This window comes from Roseofilum sp. KMC-1 (assembly GCF_057802075.1).
This window is the reverse complement of sequence record NZ_CM173605.1, coordinates 2,944,739-2,967,354: the sequence shown is the minus strand read 5'-3', so window position 1 is coordinate 2,967,354 and position 22,616 is coordinate 2,944,739. Positions and strand designations below refer to the sequence as shown.

Below are 22,616 nucleotides of genomic sequence, written 5' to 3'. Positions count from 1 at the left end.
AACTTAATTTTAATTTTTATGACAATATTTTCGTTATGAATAAACCGGTAATTTTATGTGTCGATGATGAGCATTTTATTTTAGATAGCCTCAAGAGGATGCTGAGGCGAGAATTTGGTAAAAGCTATCAAGTAGAATTAGCAGAAAGCGGTCATTCTGCCCTAGACATTATTGATCATTGTCTGAGGGAAAGTAATGAAGTTGTACTGGTTATTTCTGACTATATGATGCCCAGGATGAAAGGAGATGAATTACTCCAAAAAATTCATGATATTTGTCCTAAAACTATTAAAATCATGCTCACGGGGCAAGCCGATATCGAAGGTATTCGTAATGTCGTTAATTATGCTAACTTATATCGATACTTAACTAAGCCTTGGCAAATTGAAGATTTAAGGTTAACCATTCGAGAAGCTCTCAATAGCTATGCCCAAGAGCAAATGTTAGTTGAAACGAATATTCAACTGCAAAAAGTCAATGATGATTTGGAAAAGTTGAATCAAGAGCAAGCCCATTTAATTGACTCTTTAAAGCAAGCAGAAGATAAATATCGGAGAATTTTTGAAAGTGCCTTAGAAGGTATTTTTCAATCGACTCCAAATGGTAAGTATATTAGTGCTAATCCTGCTTTAGCAAGAATCTATGGTTATGATTCTCCAGAAGATCTGATGGATAGTGTAATCAATATAGAAGAACAACTCTATGTAGATCAAGAACGGCGACAAGAATTTCTAGAACTAATGACTCAAAATCATGAAGTAGCTGGATTTGAGTCTCAGGTTTATCGGAAAGATGGTACAGTAATTTGGATTTCTGAGAATGCCCGTAGCGTTCATGATGAACAAGGTAATCTTATTTTTTATCAAGGGTTTATTGAGGACATTACAGAACGGAAATCTGCTGAAGCGGAGCGACAACAGTTTATCGAAGATATGTTTGAGGTGAATACCAATCTTGAAATTGCCTTAAGTGATTTAGAAAATGCCTTAAATCTAGAAAAAGAACTGAAAAATGCTTATGGTAGATTTGTCCCTCAAGAATTTATTCAGCTCTTGCATAAAGATAGTATATTAGATGTTGATATAGGCAACCATGTTCAGCAAGAAATGTCAATTTTATTTTCTGATATTCGCGACTTTACCAGCTTATCAGAAGCCATGAGTCCGGAAGATAATTTTAAGTTTATTAATGCTTATTTATCCCGAATGGAACCTCGAATTGTCGAAAATAATGGATTTATCGACAAATATATTGGAGATGCTATTATGGCCATCTTTGATGGGAGTGCTGATGATGCTCTGCAAGCAGCCATTGCGATGCTTAATGAACTGCATGATTATAATGAAACACGCGGTCGTCCTGGACGACCAAAACTGAGGATTGGCATTGGCATTAATACAGGTTTAATGATGATTGGAACCGTAGGAGGAAAAAACCGTATGGATAGTACGGTGATTAGTGATGCTGTCAATCTGGCCTCTCGGTTAGAAGGTTTGACCAAAAATTATAAAGTTCCTTTGTTGATTTCCGAACATACCTTTTTACGTTTGCAACATAACTATGACTATCAGATCAGAATCATTGATAAAGTGAGAGTTAAAGGTAAATCAGAACGGGTTTCGGTCTTTGAAGTCTTTAATGCTGATCCTGAACCAATGAGAGTCGCTAAACTGCAAACAAAAACTTTGTTTGAACAAGGGTTAACCTCTTACTATCTGCAACAATTTCACCAAGCGGCGGCACATTTTGAAGAATGTTTACGAAACTGTCCAGAGGATAAAGTGGCAGAAATTTATTTTAACCAAGTAATTGAATATCTTTATGGGAAGGAATGACTATGCGTCTACTGCAATTTAGTACCTCTCATTACTGTCGTAAAGCTCGCTTAATACTAGGCTATAAAAAGATAGCGTATGAAGTGGAGAACTTAACGCCTGGACTTCATGTTCTGCGAGTAAAACCCCTAACTGGGGGGCAAACTTTGCCCGTACTGCTCTCGGAGGGTGGAGCCATTGGAGATTCGACTGAAATTTGGCGCTATTTGGAAAAAGAGTATCCTGAGCCAAGTTTAATTTTAGGCGATCGCCACCAACAGCAGCAAGCCGAACTCCTCGAAGACTGGCTCGACGAAAGTCTAGGAGTCGCCACCCGCTTCATCTACTATCACTATCGCTCTAGAGAAGGCAAAGCCATCGACCCCTCCTGGTTTAGCCAAGCCGTCATTCAAATCGTCAAAACCCAATACAACATCAATCCCCGTGCCGTCACCCTCGCCACCCAACGTCTAGAATTGGGACTGAAAATCCTAGGCGACTCTTGGCAAAATCAACCCCATCTCATCGGAGAAAAAATCAGTATAGCCGATATCACTGCTGCTGCTCTCTTGAGTCCCCTAGCCCTCATTCCCCACTACAGAACCCAATATCCCTGGTTATTCCAGAGAATTCGAGAAATCCATCAACACTGTAGAGAAACCTTACCTCCAGGGTTAGGGGAATAAAGGGAATCGGGAGATAGGGGACATATTTCCTGTGGCTGTGACCTCCTTTAAAGGTAATGTGATACAGTCCCCAGGATCGTTCCCCATGTTCAATCCCCAAATTTGTTCCTATTGGTATAGGATCTATGGTCAAATATAAAGAAAATGTAATCATCCTGACCCAGTTGGGGACACCCACCAAACCGAATCAAATTTCTTAAACTTAAGGAAGGATAATTAAATGTCAATGACCATTGCCACCGACCAAATCGATCGCATTGTATGGAACCAACATCACGATCCCTTTGAAGTTCTTGGCCCCCACCAAATAGAAAACAATGGTAAATCTACCTGGGTCGTGCGAGCCTATCAACCCAACGCCGAAGCTGTATCGGTCGTCCTGCCGGAAAAACGCCAAGAATACCCCATGCAGTCGGTACACAACCCCCACTTCTTCGAGTGCAGCATTGACATTCCCGAACTAAGTAACTACCAACTGCGAGTCAAAGAAGGCGACCACGAGCGCATCATCTATGACCCCTACGCCTTCAGGTCTCCCAAACTCACCGAATTTGACATTCATCTATTTGCCGAAGGGAACCATCACCGCATCTACGAAAAACTCGGCGCTCACCTAATGACCGTTGATGGCGTAAAAGGGGTTTATTTTGCTGTCTGGGCCCCCAATGCTCGTAACGTCTCCGTCCTGGGAACCTTCAACAACTGGGATGGTCGCCAGCACCAAATGCGACGCACCGGTAACGGAGTATGGGAACTCTTCATTCCCGACCTAGGCGTAAATACCATCTACAAATACGAAATCAAAAATCCAGCCGGACACATCTACGAAAAATCAGACCCCTATGGCTTCCAACAAGAAGTCCGACCCAAAACTGGCTCCATCGTCACTGACCTAGATGATTATACCTGGAATGATGGGGACTGGATGGAAGAAAGACGCAATAGCGACCCCTTAAGCAAGCCAGTTTCTGTCTATGAACTCCATTTAGGCTCATGGCTCCATGCGTCTTCAGAAGAGCCGGCCAAACTGCCTAACGGCGAAACTGAACCGGTTGTGATTACGTCGGAACTTAACCCTGGCGGTCGTTTCCTGACTTATCGCGAACTGGCTCATAAACTGGTTCCCTATGTTAAAGAACTCGGTTTCACCCATATTGAACTGCTCCCCATTGCTGAACATCCCTTTGATGGCAGTTGGGGTTACCAAGTGACCGGTTATTATGCGGCGACTTCCCGGTTTGGAACGCCCCAAGATTTCATGTATTTTGTCGATCAATGTCACCAAAATGGCATTGGGGTTTTAGTAGACTGGGTTCCGGGACATTTCCCCAAAGATGGTCATGGGTTGGCCTTCTTTGATGGAACCCATCTCTATGAACATGCTGACCCTCGGAAAGGGGAACATAAGGAATGGGGAACCTTGGTGTTTAATTATGGCCGCAATGAAGTCCGCAACTTTTTAGTGGCAAATGCTCTATTCTGGTTTGATAAATTCCATATTGATGGAATGCGGGTGGATGCGGTGGCTTCTATGCTCTATCTGAATTATTTGCGGAAAGATGGGGAATGGGTAGCGAACCAATATGGGGGCCATGAACATATTGAAGCGGCTGATTTTCTGCGCCAAGTTAATCATTGTTTGTTTAGTTATTTCCCTGGAACGATTTCGGTGGCGGAAGAATCAACTTCTTGGCCGATGGTTTCTTGGCCTACCTATGTGGGGGGTTTAGGCTTCAATTTGAAGTGGAATATGGGCTGGATGCATGATATGTTGGACTATTTCAGCCTTGACCCTTGGTTCCGCCAATTCCATCAAAATAATGTGACGTTCAGCATTATGTATCACTATAGTGAGAACTTTATGCTGGCCCTTTCCCATGATGAGGTGGTGCATTGTAAGAGTAGCATTATTGGTAAGATGCCTGGGCCGACGAACGATCCAACCCATTGGCAAAAGTTTGCTAGTGTGCGTGCCTTGTTTAGTTATATGTATGCTCACCCTGGTAAGAAAACTTTGTTTATGGGGATGGAGTTTGGTCAGTGGAATGAGTGGAATGTGTGGAGCGATTTAGATTGGTATTTGTTGCAGTATGAACAGCATCAAAAATTGAAGCGGTTTATGAGCGGGATTAATGCTTTGTATCGCAGTGAACCGGCTCTTTATACTCAGGATTTTAGTCAAGAAGGGTTTAGTTGGATTGATTGTAATGACAATAACCATAGTGTGGTTTCTTTTATCCGTCGGGATAAGGAATCTGAGAACTTTTTGGTGATTGTTTGTAACTTTACGCCCCAACCCCATTCTCACTATCGGATTGGGGTTCCTGAGCCGGGATTCTATACGGAGTTGTTTAATAGCGATTCCTATGAATATGGCGGTAGCAATATGGGGAATTTGGGGGGTAAATGGACGGATGAGTGGTGGTTCCATAATTATCCCTATTCGATTGAGTTGTGTTTGCCTCCGTTAGGGGTGTTGTATTTGAAGTTGGATCGCCAGAAAACTCAGGCTGCGTTTCAAGTGGATGCGGTTGAGGTGAATGAGGCTGAAGCCGTGTAAATGCTAAGGTATCCTCTAATTTATGGGTAAAATTTTACTCATATAAAGGCTCGGTTACCCTGATTTAGGGAACCGAGTTTTTTCTGGGAGTTACGGTTGGGCAACTATAATAGAGTATCGGGATCGATATTTAATTGTCGGAGTTTCTCCCGTAGCTGTTGTAACTCGGATTCGGCGCGATCGGCTCTCTGTTGTTGGCGATCGCATCTTTCCTCTGGAGTCAGATAGCGTTTTCCCTCTTCATCGTACCAATAGAGCCATTCTCTCTCTATTCCTTGATACGTCCCTCGCTCTCTACCTATACCTAAATTAAGTTCCGGTAACCACACGGGTTCCCCCGATAATAATTGATATTCACCTCCCTTAAGTTGATGCACTTCTAATCTGGGTTGTTGTATCCGCAGGGGATTATAAATGACAGAGTAGAGAACTCCCAGTTGTGCATATTGTTGTTTTTTCTGGCTATATTCTCCTCTTCTCGTTTGCGAAACTACTTCTAACACTAAAGTGGGAACTTGTTGCTCTTCCCAAAGAACATAGGATAAGCGCAAACCTTCACCAATAATTCTAGGAACACCGATACTCAAAAAACCATCGGGGACAATGGCTGGTTGATTAGGATCGGTGTAAATTCCCATATCCACGCCAAAAAACCAATCCATGCGCTCCGCCCAAATGGAAGCCAGCATCGCTTTGAGGAGAGTGGGAATTAGATCTTGCAGTTCGTTATCCACGGGTGTCTCATCCGAGTCAGGTAAATCTTTTGCTGAGGGGTAGTAATCTCTGGGGTGGTATTCGAGTTGCATAGGTTGAGGAGGAGTTTTTCTTTACTTTATCACAGGGTTTCTGGGAGATGTACAGCCGGAAAGACTGCACCAAATGCTACCCCATGAGACTAAACGCTACTTTTTGCTACTAAAATGTTAACCAATTCTGTTTTTTAAAGAAGTTTAAAATAACTTAATCAACAAAAAATCAAAACTTTGATACGATTGAAGCGCTATCGAAATTGATACAACTCAATAGAATTAAACAGCTAATAACCTTGATTTATTGCTTAAAGGAGCAGCGATATCATGGATAATCTGAATCAGGATGTAAGCAATGCTTTGTGGTGGAAAGCCTCTAACAATCGCTCTGGCATTTCTCACCACTTGTTGAATCTAGCTAATGAGTATCAGGTTCATACTCAAAACGCTGCCACACAACCCTTCACCAGCCAGAATAGTCTGCTCTCCTTAAGTAATGGCGGCAATAGCGCTCTGATTCGCATCACCACAAGCAATGTAGTTGGCTTGCTCCCTCACTTACAACAGCTTGGCTTTCAAGTCATGGGACGAGCCGACAATCTCAACTTTGTGGAAGGATTAATTCCCATTTCTGCGATTCCTAGCTTAAATACTTTAGAACCACAAGACTTCCTGGGAGCAATTCCTGTCAATCGTTTGAGCAAGGGTGCTGGAAACTTGAATGAACCAGCGCTAGAGCTTAATACACTGGTTCCATTAGCTCTTGACTATGCCAAACAACAACTTCAGCAATCTGCGAATAGAGTTGATTTTATCGACAATATGGAGTTGGCGTTTGATGGCACGTTTCCTCTTGAGCTTCAGCAGGCTTGGGCTAATGGGAATTTCGATCGTTTACCGTCAGTGGCGATCGTGCCATCAACTGTTATTAATGGAGCCAAAGGTGCATTTGCTTCAGAAAGCAATACGATTTATTTGTCTGAAGACTATCTATCTGAACAAGCTCTCAAGGGTAGCTTAAAGAGTGTTGAAACAGTCGGTGATGTTGTATTGGAAGAAATTGGTCATTTTGTTGATTCTTTTATCAATGAAGTTGACTCTCCAGGAGATGAGGGTGCAATTTTTGCTCGTTTGATTCAAGGACAACCCTTCAAGGGAGAAGAATTGAGCCAGTTGCGAACTGAAGATGATATTGCCCTGGCAATGATTGATGGACAGTTGACTGAAATTGAGCAAGCAACAGTTTCAGATAGTGGTGGATTTGAAGGAAGCCAAAAAACACTTCAGCTTGATAGTGAGGAAAGAAATGGAGAAGGGATAGCTAGATATACCTTTGATTTTTTTGATATCGCCGATCAATTTATCATTCGATATGAAGGTCAAAACTTGCTTGATACTGGTTTTGTTAGTGGAGTTCAGTCTGGAGAAGTACAGATTCCTGAAGGTGAGTCAGATCAATTAGAAGTTATTGTTGCAACCAATGATCGGCAAACAGGATGGAATTATAGAGTGACCACTGAGGATTGTGCCGATACAACTCCATTCTTGCTTGAATTAGAAGGTGGTGAATTCGAGGATACAGATGGAAATGGAACTTGTGAAGGAGAAGGTCGAATATATATTGGACGTACTGGTCAGGGAAGTATCTCTCGAATGCTTCAAGTTGATGGTGAGGTTGAATATGATAAAGAGAAGATCAAGGTTAATGGAACGATCAGTTCCTTAATTGGTGCTGGTAGTATCCTTACAGATCCGTTGTTTGAAGGATCTTTTGAAATCAATACTGAAACAGGAACAATTAGTTCATTTGTAGACAACAAATTAAATTCACCAACTGAATATAAAGTTGGTGGTTTAGATATTGATTTTAGCAGCTTGACCATCAATCCAAATGGTTTAGCATTAGGTGCTAGTTTTGAGATTGAAGAAGCTTTGGGACTAGGGTTCTCTGATATATTTTCTAGTGACTCAGATGCACTTTTAATTAGTCAAAATGATGTTCAATTTGGGCAAAGTTTAAAATTTTCTGCGCCCAATATTGAATTTACAAATCCTTTATTGGGAATTTTGCCAATTGAAGAATTTTCTGATTTCTCAATTGAGTATATTGCTCCAGAAGATGCAATCAAAATTCAAGGTAAGTTGGTTGTTGATCTTCTATCTAAGCCCAGAAGTGGAAAAGTAGAAGCAAACCTTGCTGGTGATAATTACATTCGGATTCGCCCTAATCAAGATCCTGATATTAAAGGTGAAATCAAAGTAGAAACTGGCTTGAAATTCCCTCCAAAAGGATGGGGATTAAAAGAACTTAGACTCAACGTTGACACAATTAACAAAGATGTTGGAGGTGGCGCTCAATTAACGCTTCCTGTTGGTAGAACTGTAAAAGTTGATGGGGATATAGGATTTAAATTTCCAATACCTCCTCTAGAACTCAATCAGTTGGCACTTGGTGTTGATAATTTAAATTTACCAATTCCTCAATTTCCTTCAGTATTTTTTCAAGGTTTTCGAGGATCAGCGGAGAATTTTGCAGAATCTGATCCCGATCCCATTCAATTTAGTGGAGGGGTTAGTGCTACTCTTGGCCCTCAAATTTTGGGTACATCTTTAGTGCGATTTGATGCAGATGGAACTCTAAATTCCGATCAATTTACTGGAACTGGAACAGCTACTATTATAAATGATAATATTGCTCAAGCCCAAGCCTCATCAACCTTAAACTGGAATCAGAAGTTTTACTCAGCCACTGGTACTTTTAATATACTAGATGGACTGATACAAACAAATAGTGCTTTTAAAGCAGATTCAAGTTTTAACGTCAATATGGCAGGAAGAGCTAGTGTAGGTGTGCCTAGCTCTATCCCTTTGTTTGGAGGATCGCAAATAGGTTCAGGTAATTTCTTGTTAGATTTTAGCAACAATGGAAACCTCTCTGATGACTTTGCCGCAGGGTGGGGAACTTTGAATATTCAAAAAAGGGGTTTTGAAGCTAATATAGTTGGAGGATTTAAAAGATTTTTTGATGGTAGATTAGAACGAATTGGGGCTAAAAACATTCCGGCTACTGGTAGCTTTGAAGTCAGACCTGGCACTCCATGGGTTTTACTAGGATCGGACTGGGAAAACCCAACCAACAGAGATGTTGCTGTTGAAGTAGAACTGCCTAATGGTTCGATCCTAAGTGAGGCAGAATTTGAAGCTAATAATATTTTTATCGTTGATGAGTTAAAAGATTCTACAACCAAAGTAGTAGTTGCTTTTAATCCTTCACCTGGTATCTGGGATATTCAAGTTGCAGATAATACGGGTTTAGGGCAAGTAGAATATACGGCTGCTACTGACTCTGAAGCACCGACCATCGAAATTATTGACCCAAGTACGGATGTTAGTGGTGGAGAAGTCAACATTAGCTACAATGCTTTTGATTCTGACTCTAATGCAGAAGTTAAACTTTTTTACGACACAGATTCTGAAGGGTTCGATGGAATTCTAATTGCCGATGGATTACAAGAAAACGATGGTACAGGTAATTTTGTGTGGAATACCGAAGGCGTACCTACGGGAGAATATTTTATTTACGCAATGGTTATTGATGAAAATAACCCACCTGCTTTTGGTTATTCCCCTGGTCGGGTATTGATTACTGAAGAAGCTGACTTATCAGTCACTCAAACGGTTAATCAGTTGGTTAATCCTGGAAATGAATTCACTTACACGATTACAGTAACCAACAATGGTTTCCTGGAATCTAAAGAGGTTATTCTTTCAGAAACTTTGCCTGAAGAAGTTACCTTTGTATCTTCTACTATGAATCCATCGAGTCAGTTAGATAATCTTCTGACGTTCAATTTAGGTGATCTTCAAGCTGGTGAAAGCACAACGCTTGATCTTATAGTTATTGCTCCTGAAGCACCGGGAACCATTAGTAGCACTGCTGATATTATCAGCAGGACTTTTGATCCAGATGCCACAAATGATGCAGATATTCTGACTACTGTCGTGGAGGCAGTTGAATCAGAGCCTGTTGAACTTGAAGTAACGCGAAGTCAGGCTGTGGAAGAAGTTAACCTTGGTGATAATTTTACTTTTACCTTGACCGTCACTAATAATGGAACTGGAGTGGCAACAGACGTTACACTGACCGAAACTTTGCCTTCAGGTGTGAATTTTGTTGATTCGGATTCGAGTCAAGGGAGAACTTTCCAAAGTTTTAACCGTAATGTTATTGCTGAGTTGGGAGATTTAGCAAGTGGTGAATCAGCTACAGTAGAGATTACGGTTAATGCATTTACTGCGGGTAATTTGGTTGGCACCACTGCTGTTACCAGCAATGAAACAGATCTGAATGTCATTAATAATTTCCTCATTGGCACTCAAACTGTTAATCCTGTGACTCCTGCTGAAGCTGACTTAGAACTGACGCAGACGGTTGATAATTTAAATCCAGGAGTTGGAGATGAAGTTACTCTGACCTTGACTCTCAATAATACAGGGCCGGGAACAGCAACAGGAATTCAGGTCAAAAACTTGTTACCTAGTGGTTTGTCTTTTGTATTTGCTAATCCCGAACAGGGTACTTATGATGAAACAACAGGGATCTGGGATGTGGGTAACATGCGAGATAACCTGGAGCGTACCCTCAATATTGTTGCTCGTGTAGATGTTGCCAGTTCCCTGAATGTAGCTGCTGAACTTATTGCAGTAAATGAAGGCGATCCTGACTCTACTCCTAACAATAACAATCCTAGTGAGGACGATCAGACTTCTCCGATTATTATTCTTGCTTCTGGTGGTTCACCTACTCCACCACCTGCTCCACCACCCAGTCCAGGGCCATCACCTTCTCCATCACCTTCTAATCCTACTCCACCATCTGCTCCTCCGTCTCCTAGTCCTGCTCCCAATGAACCCATACTCGCTAATGTGGGAACTCCTGGAAATGACATCTTACTGGGAACTCCGAACAATGACAGGATGGAAGGTTTAGGGGGTAATGATGAGGTCTATGGTTTAGGGGCTGATGACTTTATCAATGGTAATACTGGAGATGATTTAGTCAGTGGCAATACTGGTAATGATAATGTCTTTGGCGGCCAAGGTAACGATCGCGCCTTCGGAGGTCAAGGTAACGATAACGTCTATGGAAATCGGGGTAACGACTTCCTGAACGGTAATCTTGGTAATGACTTAGTAAGTGGTAATACCGGCGATGACAATGTATTTGGTGGACAAGGCGATGATAACGTCTTTGGCGGCCAAGGTAATGATAATGTGTTTGGCGATCGCGGTGATGATGGCGTTTTCGGCGATCGCGATAATGATATCCTCAGTGGAGGCGATGGTAACGACCTGCTCCATGGAGGACAAGGTAATGACTTTATCAGTGGTGGACTAGGAAACGACTTCCTAGTTGGCGACTTTGGCGCAGATATCTTAAATGGTGGCAGTGGTGCGGATGCCTTTGTTTTACGACTGGGAACAGCAAACACCACATTCAACGAAGCCGATACCATTCAAGATTTTGAGATTGGTTTGGATCAGATTGTTCTAACTCAAAATGCCAATTTTGCTAACTTGTCTATCTTCTCCGATGGCAATAACAATACCATCATTACCACCAATGGTAATACACAAGTCCTCGCTGTTGTCAATGGAATTAACCCAGCCGCCTTTAATGCTTCCTCATTTATCAGCGTGCCTTCATTTAATGGCTTTAGTTAGCCAGGGTTTGAGTCAATCGCGATTTGATAGGGTCTAAATTTCCTAATCTGCCCTATCTGAGATCGCCTTGCGATATCATAAAATCCAGAAGACTCAGTAACCGTTGATTCCATGCCTGCAAAGGATCTCTACCACGATCTCGTCGTCCAACTTCTCATTGATGATAGCCATGGTAGTCCTGTATCTGCTGTTGACCAAAGACCAATTTTTAATTTTTAATTTTTAATTGAATGGATACCCTAGAAAACTATCGCGAACTGGTGCGTAATCTGATCCTCAAATATGGGAAATATAAACCCTCTAATGGGGAAATTGAACCGGAGGTTATCCTGGATTTAGAGCGCGATCGCTATGAATTAATGCATGTAGGTTGGGATAACCAACGGCGCGTCCATGGTTCCGTGATTCATATTGATATTATTGACGGCAAAATCTGGATTCAACACGACGGAACCAATATTTCTGTAGCCGAAGAGTTAGTCGAGCAAGGCGTTCCCGCAGAGGATATTATTTTAGGCTTCCATCCTCCCTATGTGCGTCAATACACAGATTTTGGCGTGGCTTGAAGAAATAAAGGATCAATTCGATGACAGCCCCCCGCGATCGCAATCCATCTGGGCAGGACGATCGCGGGGTACATTGTGGCTTATTGTTTCATTCAGGAAGGGGCTATGGTAGGGCGTGGGGACTTAGGGGCACAAAATCTCCGTGATAGGTGAGGCCGAGGAGCATGGGTTGATTGGGGTGTATGGGGTTGCCAGTGATGGCACAGCGTTCTTCTTGATGGGCGATCGCCTCTACAGTAGAGCGAATGTCTTCCGGATGATATTGACATTGATAGTCATCCGATCGCTGTTGCACATAACTCCAGAGAATATCTCGCACCATAGCTTGATAGCCCTGATTGCCAGCCAGCCTCTTAAGCTGCTGTTTGAGTTCTTTTTCTAAGCGAATGCTGGTGACTTCCATGTCGGTTGTTGATGTTCTTGGGAGGGTGTACATAATTTTTTCCTCAATGGGTGGACAACTCTGTAATATCAGTGTAGTATTTAAAAGTCAATCCTTACACCTTACAGCTAAAAATTCCCGTGATTCCTAATTTTTCCCCATCGACCCACTCTAGCCCTAACCGTCATGCATACGGTTTAAGTGGCTTAAGTCTCTATGGAGAGACGGGGAATGGGGGTAAAAAAATGGGAGCGATCGAGATATCTGAAGGTTTTAGAGTCGATTCTGAACCCTCAAATTGCATCATCCCGGATATGCTACAGGCTATTATCCGAACCAATCAACGAAGCCAACGGTACAAATTTCAGAGTGTACCTGGGTAAAACTCAAAACCTTCTCCTGTTGTGTTTACCCCCGCTTCGTTCCTAACCGGAAGCGGGGGTAATTTTATGAGGAACTTAGTCGTGACCAGTGCAACCCATGTTTTAAGTCAATCGGTAGTGGTATTTTCCAAGAACTACCTGCCCGTCAGTCGCATCGATCTCAAACGGGCGATCGCCCTTTTGGTGACTGGCAAAGCCGAACCTCTCGATCTGGTCAAAGGAGAACAGTGGATGATTCACTCTCCTAATTTAGTGCTGATGGTTCCCGAACATATCCGATTGACTTTTGCAGGAACAGAGGGCATTTGGAAAACGCCTCCCGTTAACCGTAAAGAGCTGTTGCGGCGAGATAAACATATGTGCCAATACTGTGGCAGTAAGAAGAATTTGACGATCGATCATGTGATCCCTCGGTCAAAAGGAGGTCAACACACTTGGGATAATGTGGTGATTGCTTGTGGATCTTGTAATTCTCGCAAAGGCGATCGCACCCCAGAACAATCGGGCCTCAAACTACGAACTGAACCCAGAGCGCCCATCCACCCGGCTGTGGCGTTTGCGGAACAGTTCTGGCGAGAACATCAAAGAGACCTGGATGCGTAAGGAGGCAAAGCCAGCATGTTAAAGTTAACCTATTTAGACAATGATTTTCATCTAGAGCGCTTTGCCACATCCCTGGAAGATTGGGTTACGGCTCGCTTAACCTTCCTGTTGCGCGTCGGCGAACCCATCTCCCTAGACAAAACCACAGCCTCTTTCCTACTGCCTGCTGATTTACCGGAAATGCGCTTATTGGAGAATCAAGTCCGCCACCAGGTGGATGACCGGATTGCCCTAGATCGGGTAGATGGCGATGATATGGAAGTGAGCTTGCAAGGCACTTGGTTGACCTCGAATCCCCAAGCTGAAGAAGGGATTTTCTTAGTTGAATTGGGCGATCGCACGGAGTTCTTACTGTTCCATCTCTGGATGGCCTCTAAAACGCAAACGGCGATGAAAAATTAAGAAAAAAAGGTCTGTGGCGATCGCCACAGACCTTTTTCTCTATCTACCCCTTCATCAATCAATCAAGCGATGCTGCATAGCATAATGAACCAGCTCCGCCCGGTTATTGGTTAGGGTTTTACGCAATAAACTACTCACATATTTTTCAATTGTGCGGGGACTCAGATGTAAACGCTGGCCAATTTGACCATTCGATAAGCCACTGGTGAGTAAATGCAATACCTCCCATTCTCGGTCTGTCAGCTCCAACACCGGAGAAATCACTTTACTCCTTACCCGTTCTAAAGGCTCAGAAATCACCGGAGTAGGGGCTTTAGAGGTTGCCTGCATCATTAACGAATAGCGTTCGATCAAATTCCGCACCACTGCCCCTAACTCCTGAAGTTCAAAGGGCTTAGGTAAATAAACATCACAGCCCAACTGATAGCCCCGAATGCGGTCTTCCATCGCCGTCTTAGCCGTCAAAAAAACAACAGGCAAAAGACGAAATTCAGGCTTTTTACGGATTTGGCGCACCAGCTCATAGCCATCCATCAAAGGCATCGCAATATCCGTAACGATCAGATAGGGATGATATTGTTCAACCTGTTGCAGAGCTTCCTGTCCATGTTCCGCCACGATCGCCGTATAACCCCCCTGTTCCAAATAGTCTTGAATCGCAAGACGGGTTCCGAGATCATCTTCAACAACCAGAATCACCAGTGACATGGCAATAGAAGATTAGCCCTTCTGCTTTTGGGTTTTAAGTCGCTCAATTTCTCGCTGCAACTCTTCAAGTTGATGGCGCAATTCCTCAGCTTCAGTTTGGGTAGACTTCGGTTCTTCTGATGAATCCACATTGACAGAGCCTTCTGCGGTTTGTCGAGCATAATTTCCTTGACGAATTTGGGCATACTCTGGAGAATCATACCAAGATTGTAGATACTGGAGCCGGTCAACGGGAAAAGGATGACTTAAGAGCATTCCTTGACCTCCATTGTAGAGAAGAAATTTATAAACCTGATTCAAATTATCCCGATCCAAGTCTTGATAAGTTTGAGATTGGCGCAGAAATTCTTGCAGGTTGACTTCATGGCCATATTTACTCGATCCTCCTGCCATTTTCATCATTGTACTCATTACCAGGGGCAAATTATCTGTCACTAGCAAAGCTGCCCGATCTGCGGATAATTCAGCTTTCCGTCGCCACTCATAGAAGGCATAGATCAGACCACTACTGACCACATTTCCTAAACCAAAGGTCATTTCGCCAATGGCTGCCGCCGTATTCATCGCCCAGATCGCCATCTGAATTAGAATAGTATGACCGCACTTAATATGACCGAGTTCATGGGCTAAAACGGTTTTAATTTCCGCTTCAGTCATCAAATCTAATAAGCCTGTATTCAGGACAATAAACGGCTTATCTTTACCTAAAGCATAGCTATTGACTTGGGAATTTTGGGAGACAAATAGCCCCGGTTCTGGGGAAACATCGAGATCGCGAACCGATTCCCGAAACAGTTGGTAAATGCTAGAATATTGGCGCGGCCCTACTTCAATACTGTTACCCATCAGATAAATATACTGGGGGCGTTCGTAAACAAATTCTACAAATTTGCGAGCCACTAAATCAAATCCGGGGAAACTGCGTAAAGTCTGTTCGGCTTCCCAGTCTAGAGGATGACGGAAGGCTTCGCTAGAGATTCCGGTATAGGTGGGCATAAGGGTTGATGATATAGAGGAGTTGGCTGGCTAGAATGATGATGGATACTTTCTACACTAACATCAATATACAGTGGGAAGCGCTGTAAGGGGTTCGGAAATTTTGGTCTGAGAGCGGGTAATCCTCACCTAGTGCGATCGCCAAAAAATGATTAGGATCGAGGGCGGTATCTTAATCCTGTAGAATTTCTTATGGTAAAGCCAGTGGAAAAAATCTCGAAATCTGAAGCCGAATGGAAAGCGCAACTCACCCCAGAGCAATTTAAGGTCACGCGCAAACACGGGACAGAACCCGCATTTACTGGGGCTTACCACGACAATAAAAAACCGGGAATCTATCAGTGTATTTGTTGTGGGGCAGAATTATTTACCTCAGAAGCCAAGTATGATTCAGGTACGGGTTGGCCCAGTTTTTGGGCCCCTAGTCAGGAAGAACACATTGCCACCAAAGATGATTGGAGCTTTTTCATGAAGCGTACGGAAGTTCTTTGTGCGGTTTGTGATGCTCATCTGGGCCATGTCTTCCCCGATGGCCCCGCACCGACTGGGTTACGCTATTGCATGAATTCGGCTGCCTTAAACTTTATTCCCCAGGAAGACTGAGGATAAAATACCCTCTTGTGGCAGGGTATATCGGTAGGGGTGGGTTTCGCTGCGCGAGATGAACAGGATACAGCAGTTTTCGCTGCTATGCGGTACATTTCGATCCCCCTAAATCCCCCTTAAAAAGGGGGACTTTTACTGCCCCCCTTAAAAAGGGGGGGTTGGGGGGATCTTTTCCGACTGTATCTCATTACCGCGCGAAGCGCTGTATCGCTCGCTTGGTGTCCTAGAGGTTGGATAAACCCGCCCCTACAAAATCCATTTTTAATTTTTTCGGCTGTCGCCGACATGAAAATTTTTAATTGCCTTGACTTTCCCCCCATTCTCTGCTAACCTAGGATCTATAGTCAGGAAATGTGTCCGCATATATATTAAGAATAGACCCCGATTTTTCCCAAAAAATTTTCCGCCTTCGGCGGAAGAAGCAGAGGGCAAAAGAGCAAAAAGGGCAAAGGGCAATTAAGTCCTGGGGGGGAGACGGACAACCCGCAGACCAATGTCGTTGTACTGATGGCCGGGAATGTTGTTGAGCCGAATCGCAGAGCGACAGAACCTAGGAAAGTTGAACCAAGAACCAGCGCGAACTACTCTTGATTTTGATTCATCGCTAGATAGCCATATACTCCCATCAGTAGGAGCGTTATTATAATTATCATGCCAATGGTCAGCACACCACTCCCACAGGTTGCCATGCATATCATACAAGCCAAACCCATTGGGGGGAAAACTGCCTACTGGGGTGGTTTTCTGGCGATATTCACCTTTCGGCTCATCGGCGTAGGTGAAACTCGACCCATTAAAATTAGCGAGATTCGTAGTCAGGGTTTCGCCAAAATGAAATGGGGTCGTCGTTCCGGCGCGACAGCCATATTCCCACTCTGCCTCTGAGGGCAAGCGATAGGAATTTCCCGTATATTGGGACAGCCTAGCGCAGAATTCCTCGCAATCATACCATGAAACCTGTTCTACAGGCAAGTTTTCTCCCTTGAAATAAGAAGGATTCGACTCTAGGGCACGCTTCACCTGGGGAAACGACGCTACCCTGCGCCATTGCGCCTGGGTGACTTCAAATTTTCCCATATAAAACGGCTGCACCGTCACTGAATGTTGGGGACTTTCACTATCATATCGTCCCTTTTCCTCCGGTGGCGAACCCATGAGGAATGTTCCCCCCGGAATCGCCACCATATCTAAAAAGACACCTTCTCCCAAATTCTCCTGGAAATACTGCGCTTCCCGGTTTTCTCGTTTCACCACTGCTCCCCGTCGGTTGACTGTCAGCACTTCAAACCGGAAGATGGGTGGTGGCGGTGGTGGTGGCGGTGGCGGTTTCTCCCACCACCGACGCACATCCTGCGCTCTCTCTGTTGGCTCCATCGGCAGCGCACTCTTCAACAACCCCAACCAAGGCTCCGGGATATTTTTGGGTTGCCAAGCCTTCTGCACCAGCAACCGGGAAATAGCAGATGGGGGCAACTCTCCCGTCACCATCTCATGCAAAATCATCCCCAACTCAAAAATATCGCTAAACGCCCCAATCTCCCCATCCCCCATCACTTCCGGTGCAGTGTAGCCTTCCGTAAACAGCCGGGTACTTTTGTGCGTCACCGTCGCCAACACCTGTTTCGCTGCGCCAAAATCAATGATCTTCACCACTCCCTCAGCCGTCACCATCAGATTATCGGGCTTCAAGTCCAGATGATAGACCTTTTTTTCATGCACTGCCCCTAACCCTGCCACCACCTGCGCCATCACCCGCTCGATTTCATCGGTGGATAACCGCTTTTGCCCTAAAATTTGCTTCAGGCTATTTCCTTGAATCAGCTCCATCACCAAATACGCCGTATCTCCCTCCTCAAAGAAGTCATCAATTCTCACCACATTGGCATGATTGATTTGGGCGAGGGTTTTTGCTTCCTTGAAAAATCGCGCTTTTCCTCGCTGAAACTCCTCCTCCTGCGCCCGCGGAACCGTAATTTTCCCCGTCGCTCCATGACGCACCACCTGTTCTTGGGGAAAATATTCTTTAATCGCCACAATTTTCTCCAACCGAGTATGAATTCCCCGGTAGGTGATGCCAAACCCCCCTTGTCCGAGTCCATAATCTATCTCATATTCTCCTCCCTTCAACTTTGTCCTCGGCTTTAACAAGTTCCGGTGCAGGGAGGGAATATGCACGCCACATCCAGGGGTGGGACAAATTTCAGTATTCAGGGGCAGTCCATCGGTATGACATTTCAAGCAGCGCATGAGTCAATTAAAAATTAAAAATTAAAAATTTTCATGTCGGCGACAGCCGAAAAAATTAACAATGATTGGCTTGTGGGTGGGTGACCCCAGTTTCAGTATAACCTGCCCCGTGGCAAGAAACCAAATGTCCGTAGGGGCAGGTTTGTCCATATCCTCCAATTCCCACCCATAACTTTTGTAAACCTGCCCCCAACCGTTTGCGGGGGTGGGGCGGGTTTACAAAATCGATTGTTTGGTGTCCTAAATATTCGATTAACCCGCCCCTACAGAATTAATTTTTAATTGTTCATTGATTACTCTCTTATTCTCTCCTGAAGCATTCGATGAATCATTGGTCTCAAAATCGGCAGATCATCTTGCACCGTATCCCATAAAACCTGAGCATCAACCCCAAAGTATTCATGAATTACTTTATCGCGCATTCCCGCAATACTCCGCCAGGGAACCGCAGCATATTGATCTCGAACAGCTTGCGGAATACTTTTCGTTGCTTCACCAATAATTTCTAGAGCGCGTGTCACCGCGTAAATCGTCCGTCGATCTTCTCGAAATTGCGAGTAACTTAAATCAGCGACAAATTCTTGTGCCATATCAATATTCTGTAAGATATCCTCTAAATAATCAACAATATCCCGACTCATAGATAACACACCTCAGCTAATATTCGTTCGCCAATACGGGGCTTCAATCCACTTTTCATCACCAAATCTACCTTCACCCCCAAATAATCGGTCAACTTATTCTCCAATTCACAAAACGTCAACAACCCCAAACGATAATCCGGGTCAAATGCTACCAACACATCTAGATCGCTTTGAGCCGTTTGCTCCCCGCGAACATAGGAACCAAATACCCCAATTTCCCGAATGTTATACTGTTTCTTCAAATCTGGTAAAGTTGCCTGCAATCGTTTTACAAGAGTATCCAGCACAGGTAAAGAAGTGTGATTCTCCATCCTATCCCCTCCATCTATTTTTAATTGCTTCATATCAAATAACCGTAGGGGCAGGTTTGTCCATATCCTCCAATTCCCACCCATAACTTTTGTAAACCTGCCCCCAACCATTTGCGGGGGTGGGGCGGGTTGAGGAAGTCGCTCGGTTTGTGTTCTAGAGGTTGGATAAACTCGCCCCTACAGAATCAATTTTTAATTGTTCATTGATAATTCATCTCCAGGGAGGGGTTCCGCGTTAGGAATTTTATCTAAAATTTGGTCAAAACGGCTATAATCAGCTTGTTTGGCATACCTCTCCAGCAGGTGAACCGTCCTGTGGGCTTCTATTTTTTCAGTGATAGCACTTAATAGCCAGCGATCGAGTGAAACTTGGTTTTCTTCAGCCAAATGTTTAATTTCCTTCAATAATTCGTCGGGTAACTGTAGAAGATAACTATTCATTCGCCAACTTCCTCCTGTAATTTTAGGGACTGAACTAAACTTCCAGGTTTTACCACTTCTATTCCAAATAATTGGGCAGCAGGCAAAAAATCCTGAGTGTTAAATGTCACGATTGCTTGAGCTTGGGCATTAATCGCACATTCTAAAACCATTTCATCATCTGGGTCTGATAACTGCGGCCGCCACTGAAAATAAATGGGAACCGGTTGACAGACATCAGCAATTACATTGAGAACAACGTCAACCTCTTCTGAAGAAATCCAAAAGTTCTGTAGATTTTCATCTCGCTTCAAGACTTCAGTATACTCTAAAAACAAGGCTTCCAAAACGGCAGGTATAACTAATCTTTGACGAAGGGCTTTAAGGACTAGAAAACTAGCGCCTCTACGCGATCTTAATGCAGCAACCCAAATATTGGTGTCAAAGACATATATCATTACCATACCATTCAATTGGATATATCGGAAAAACCGTCGCAGGGGTGGGGCGGGTTTAGAAAATCAATCGTTGGGTATCCTAAATATTGGATAAACCCGCCCCTACAGAATTAATTGTTAATTGTTAATTGTTAATTGTTAATTGTTAATTGTTAATTGTTAATTGTTAATTGTTCATTGTTCATTAAACTGTCTCCGAAATCGTCTTACCCAACGCCCGCAACGTGCGCTTAAAATTCTCCGCACGCTTGCGGAAATCATCCCCTTCTCCTAACTCAAACGCCATCCCCCGCACGCCTTCTAATAATTTCAAATAAACTTGACTTTGGGGATCTTGGGTACGAATCACCAAATAACATTGTTGTATCCCCACTGCTTGAATCTTCGCCACCACTTGCTCCATACTCTGGGTTTCCAAATCAGGAATATGGGGCGGCGCATCGGTGATTAACACAATCACCTTATTTCCTACTGTGTCAAAGGGTTGATTCAGGGCTAACATCAGCGCATCTAAACTACTTTCCGGTGCATCTCCCCCTCCAGTTGCGCTCAGTTTAGACACTTGTTCGCGGAACAGTTTTGGATTCTGGGTAAACACCTCTCCCTCAAACGTCAACACCTGATGATCTTCCCGAATCAGTCTATCTCGAAATGCCACCAATCCCACGCGCACCCGCACCCCTTCCGATGCAATTAAATCGGCAAATTCACTAATCGTTTCTTTAATCGCTTCAATCTCCCCACCCATGCTCCCGGTGCAGTCGAGAACAAATAGAATATCGGCTTTGCGTTTTTGGTCGAGTTGCTGCGCTCTCGTCATTAAACTTGCTGCTAAATTGAGGGTAGCACCCGTAGTTTTTGCAGGAGCAGATTCTACAGTTTTGCTAACTGTGGCGCTAGGAGAAGATGCTCCTGCAAATGCTCGGCCACATTCCTGACAAAATTTGGCTTTATCTTCATTGGATGCCCCACATCCATCGCATCGTTTCATGAGTTGATCCTCGCAGCAAGACGTTATTTTATTGTAGCATAAGCCCTCTCCCTAAATCCCTCTCCCACGGGAGAGGGACTTCCGCTCCCCTTCTCCCAGGGGAGAAGGGGTTGGGGGATGAGGGCAAATATTCACGACACCCAGAAACCGGGTTTCTTAATTGCTAAAACAGAAATGTAGAAAAACATCGCCGACTTTCAACCGATCGCCATGGCGCAATTGTTGGCGAACTTCTCCCAATTGTTTCCCCCGCAAAAGCGTCCCATTCTTACTACCCTTATCCCGGACAAAATAGGTATTACTTTGGCGGGAAAACTCTAAATGTTGGCGGCTGATACTGCTATCAGCTCCGGCAATTTCCGCTCGCCCTAAAACTAGTGTCTTTCCTGGCTCAATATTGACAAATGTCCGCGCATCCCGATTACTAATCGACTCGACAATTAACAAGGGATACTCAAAGTTGAGTCCCGAAGGCAATTCTGGAATTTCCACTGAATAGCCCCAATCTTCTAAAATGCTATCTACCGATTGATAGCGCTGTTCGGGGTCGATTTTAATCATTTTGGCTAAAATGTTCTTCGCTTCGGGATGAAAGGCACAGCCAAAATCATGTAACTCAATCCCATCAACCAGACCTGGATGCTTGTTCACATAATCGACAAAATGCTCTAATTTATTCCAGCCCTTATGCTGCCAAAAATGTTCCCCCATGGATAACTCATATAATAAATGGCCCAGGGCATAAATATCTACACGAGCATCGGCTACATTGGAGCCATAGACTAATAATTCTGGAGCGGCATAGTGGGGGGTTCCTAAAAATTCCCCAGTGACGGTAATATCCTTACCCCGAAACTTAGAAATTCCGAAGTCAATAATCTTGACTTTGCCATCGGATTCGATTAAAATATTAGCAGGCTTCAAATCTCGATGGATAATATTATGGTTGTGAGCGGCGCTCACGCCTTTGAGAATATCGGCAAAGATCGTTCCTTTTTGTCGGGCGGTTAGTCCTGCCTCGGTAATGAATTGATCTAAGGATTTCCCTGGAGAATAGGCAAACAAAATTAAAAAGGTATGACTATCCCACTCTCGCAACCCCACCACTGGCACAATATGGGGCGAAGGGATTTTTACTGAGGCTTCTAACCGCACCCGTTCCACCATAATACTGCCTTCTTTCAACCCCATAATAATCTTGAGAACATAGAGGGTATTACTGGCACAATCTTTAACTTTCCAAACGGAACCAAAGCCCCCTACCCCTAACAATTCTAGCAACTCAACTTTCTGAATTTCACTAATATCAACAGGAATAATTCCACCCACTGTCACGGCTAAAGTATCCGCCATAATTCACCTCTTT

Annotated in this window: 19 protein-coding genes; 8 read left to right on the top strand and 11 right to left on the bottom strand. The window is 43.9% G+C overall.

All coding sequences use genetic code 11. From position 1 onward, the window contains the following. Positions 1 to 35 precede the first annotated feature (35 nt). From AC3FZD_RS13855 to glgB, 3 genes are all read left to right on the top strand, one after another. Entirely contained in the window at positions 36 to 1,835 is a 1,800-nt protein-coding gene (locus AC3FZD_RS13855) for a PAS domain S-box protein (protein WP_488736602.1), read from the top strand. 2 nt (positions 1,836 to 1,837) lie between these two features. Then, positions 1,838 to 2,500 (top strand): glutathione S-transferase family protein, encoded by a 663-nt coding sequence (locus tag AC3FZD_RS13850; protein ID WP_488740344.1) that lies wholly within the window; start codon positions 1,838 to 1,840, stop codon positions 2,498 to 2,500. A gap of 220 nt (positions 2,501 to 2,720) precedes the next feature. Continuing rightward, a complete protein-coding gene (gene glgB, locus AC3FZD_RS13845; protein ID WP_488736601.1) occupies positions 2,721 to 5,060 on the top strand; it encodes a 1,4-alpha-glucan branching enzyme in 2,340 nt (779 codons plus the stop codon). 104 nt (positions 5,061 to 5,164) lie between these two features. Here the strand turns inward: glgB and AC3FZD_RS13840 are convergent, their stop codons facing one another. Then, positions 5,165 to 5,866 (bottom strand): Uma2 family endonuclease, encoded by a 702-nt coding sequence (locus AC3FZD_RS13840; protein ID WP_488736600.1) that lies wholly within the window; start codon positions 5,864 to 5,866, stop codon positions 5,165 to 5,167. Between the two features lie 270 nt (positions 5,867 to 6,136). On the opposite strand from AC3FZD_RS13840, the gene AC3FZD_RS13835 reads away from it, so the two are divergent. Both AC3FZD_RS13835 and AC3FZD_RS13830 read left to right on the top strand, forming a co-directional pair. Beyond that, entirely contained in the window at positions 6,137 to 11,533 is a 5,397-nt protein-coding gene (locus AC3FZD_RS13835) for a hypothetical protein (protein ID WP_488736599.1), read from the top strand. Between the two features lie 230 nt (positions 11,534 to 11,763). Beyond that, positions 11,764 to 12,099 (top strand): XisI protein, encoded by a 336-nt coding sequence (locus tag AC3FZD_RS13830; protein WP_488736598.1) that lies wholly within the window; start codon positions 11,764 to 11,766, stop codon positions 12,097 to 12,099. Between the two features lie 103 nt (positions 12,100 to 12,202). Here the strand turns inward: AC3FZD_RS13830 and AC3FZD_RS13825 are convergent, their stop codons facing one another. After that, complete coding sequence (locus AC3FZD_RS13825; protein ID WP_488736597.1) at positions 12,203 to 12,535, bottom strand: ribbon-helix-helix domain-containing protein; 333 nt, start codon at positions 12,533 to 12,535, stop codon at positions 12,203 to 12,205. A 410-nt stretch (positions 12,536 to 12,945) separates the two neighbouring features. On the opposite strand from AC3FZD_RS13825, the gene AC3FZD_RS13820 reads away from it, so the two are divergent. Then, positions 12,946 to 13,467 carry an HNH endonuclease gene (locus AC3FZD_RS13820; RefSeq protein WP_488740343.1) on the top strand — a complete coding sequence of 174 codons (522 nt, stop codon included), beginning with the start codon at positions 12,946 to 12,948 and terminating at the stop codon, positions 13,465 to 13,467. A gap of 15 nt (positions 13,468 to 13,482) precedes the next feature. Next, entirely contained in the window at positions 13,483 to 13,869 is a 387-nt protein-coding gene (locus AC3FZD_RS13815; RefSeq protein ID WP_488736596.1) for an alr0857 family protein, read from the top strand. 54 nt (positions 13,870 to 13,923) lie between these two features. On the opposite strand, the gene AC3FZD_RS13810 is transcribed toward AC3FZD_RS13815, so the two are convergent. Together AC3FZD_RS13810 and AC3FZD_RS13805 are read right to left on the bottom strand one after the other, a co-directional pair. Then, on the bottom strand, positions 13,924 to 14,577 hold the full coding sequence (locus AC3FZD_RS13810) for a response regulator transcription factor (protein WP_488736595.1): 654 nt from the start codon (positions 14,575 to 14,577) through the stop codon (positions 13,924 to 13,926). 12 nt (positions 14,578 to 14,589) lie between these two features. Beyond that, on the bottom strand, positions 14,590 to 15,573 hold the full coding sequence (locus AC3FZD_RS13805; protein ID WP_488736594.1) for a M48 family metallopeptidase: 984 nt from the start codon (positions 15,571 to 15,573) through the stop codon (positions 14,590 to 14,592). 192 nt (positions 15,574 to 15,765) lie between these two features. Between AC3FZD_RS13805 and msrB the strand changes: the two genes are divergently transcribed. Further along, a complete protein-coding gene (msrB, locus tag AC3FZD_RS13800) occupies positions 15,766 to 16,176 on the top strand; it encodes a peptide-methionine (R)-S-oxide reductase MsrB (RefSeq protein ID WP_488736593.1) in 411 nt (136 codons plus the stop codon). A 459-nt stretch (positions 16,177 to 16,635) separates the two neighbouring features. Here the strand turns inward: msrB and AC3FZD_RS13795 are convergent, their stop codons facing one another. From AC3FZD_RS13795 to AC3FZD_RS13765, 7 genes are all read right to left on the bottom strand, one after another. Continuing rightward, the gene (locus AC3FZD_RS13795; protein ID WP_488736592.1) at positions 16,636 to 18,426 is read right to left on the bottom strand and encodes an SUMF1/EgtB/PvdO family nonheme iron enzyme; all 1,791 of its coding nucleotides are present in this window, start codon (positions 18,424 to 18,426) and stop codon (positions 16,636 to 16,638) included. Between the two features lie 293 nt (positions 18,427 to 18,719). Next, positions 18,720 to 19,067, bottom strand: a complete 348-nt coding sequence (locus AC3FZD_RS13790) for a HepT-like ribonuclease domain-containing protein (RefSeq protein ID WP_488736591.1) — start codon at positions 19,065 to 19,067, stop codon at positions 18,720 to 18,722. Continuing rightward, entirely contained in the window at positions 19,064 to 19,381 is a 318-nt protein-coding gene (locus AC3FZD_RS13785) for a nucleotidyltransferase family protein (protein WP_488736590.1), read from the bottom strand. The genes AC3FZD_RS13790 and AC3FZD_RS13785 overlap by 4 nt, the downstream gene beginning before the upstream one ends. A 192-nt stretch (positions 19,382 to 19,573) precedes the next feature. Continuing rightward, positions 19,574 to 19,822 (bottom strand): CopG family transcriptional regulator, encoded by a 249-nt coding sequence (locus AC3FZD_RS13780; RefSeq protein ID WP_488736589.1) that lies wholly within the window; start codon positions 19,820 to 19,822, stop codon positions 19,574 to 19,576. Next, complete coding sequence (locus tag AC3FZD_RS13775) at positions 19,819 to 20,265, bottom strand: putative toxin-antitoxin system toxin component, PIN family (RefSeq protein ID WP_488736588.1); 447 nt, start codon at positions 20,263 to 20,265, stop codon at positions 19,819 to 19,821. Before AC3FZD_RS13775 ends, AC3FZD_RS13780 begins: the two co-directional genes overlap by 4 nt. Before the next feature lie 178 nt (positions 20,266 to 20,443). After that, positions 20,444 to 21,250 (bottom strand): VWA domain-containing protein, encoded by an 807-nt coding sequence (locus AC3FZD_RS13770; protein WP_488736587.1) that lies wholly within the window; start codon positions 21,248 to 21,250, stop codon positions 20,444 to 20,446. Positions 21,251 to 21,406: 156 nt separating this feature from the next. Then, positions 21,407 to 22,603, bottom strand: a complete 1,197-nt coding sequence (locus AC3FZD_RS13765) for a protein kinase domain-containing protein (RefSeq protein ID WP_488736586.1) — start codon at positions 22,601 to 22,603, stop codon at positions 21,407 to 21,409. Positions 22,604 to 22,616: the final 13 nt, after the last annotated feature.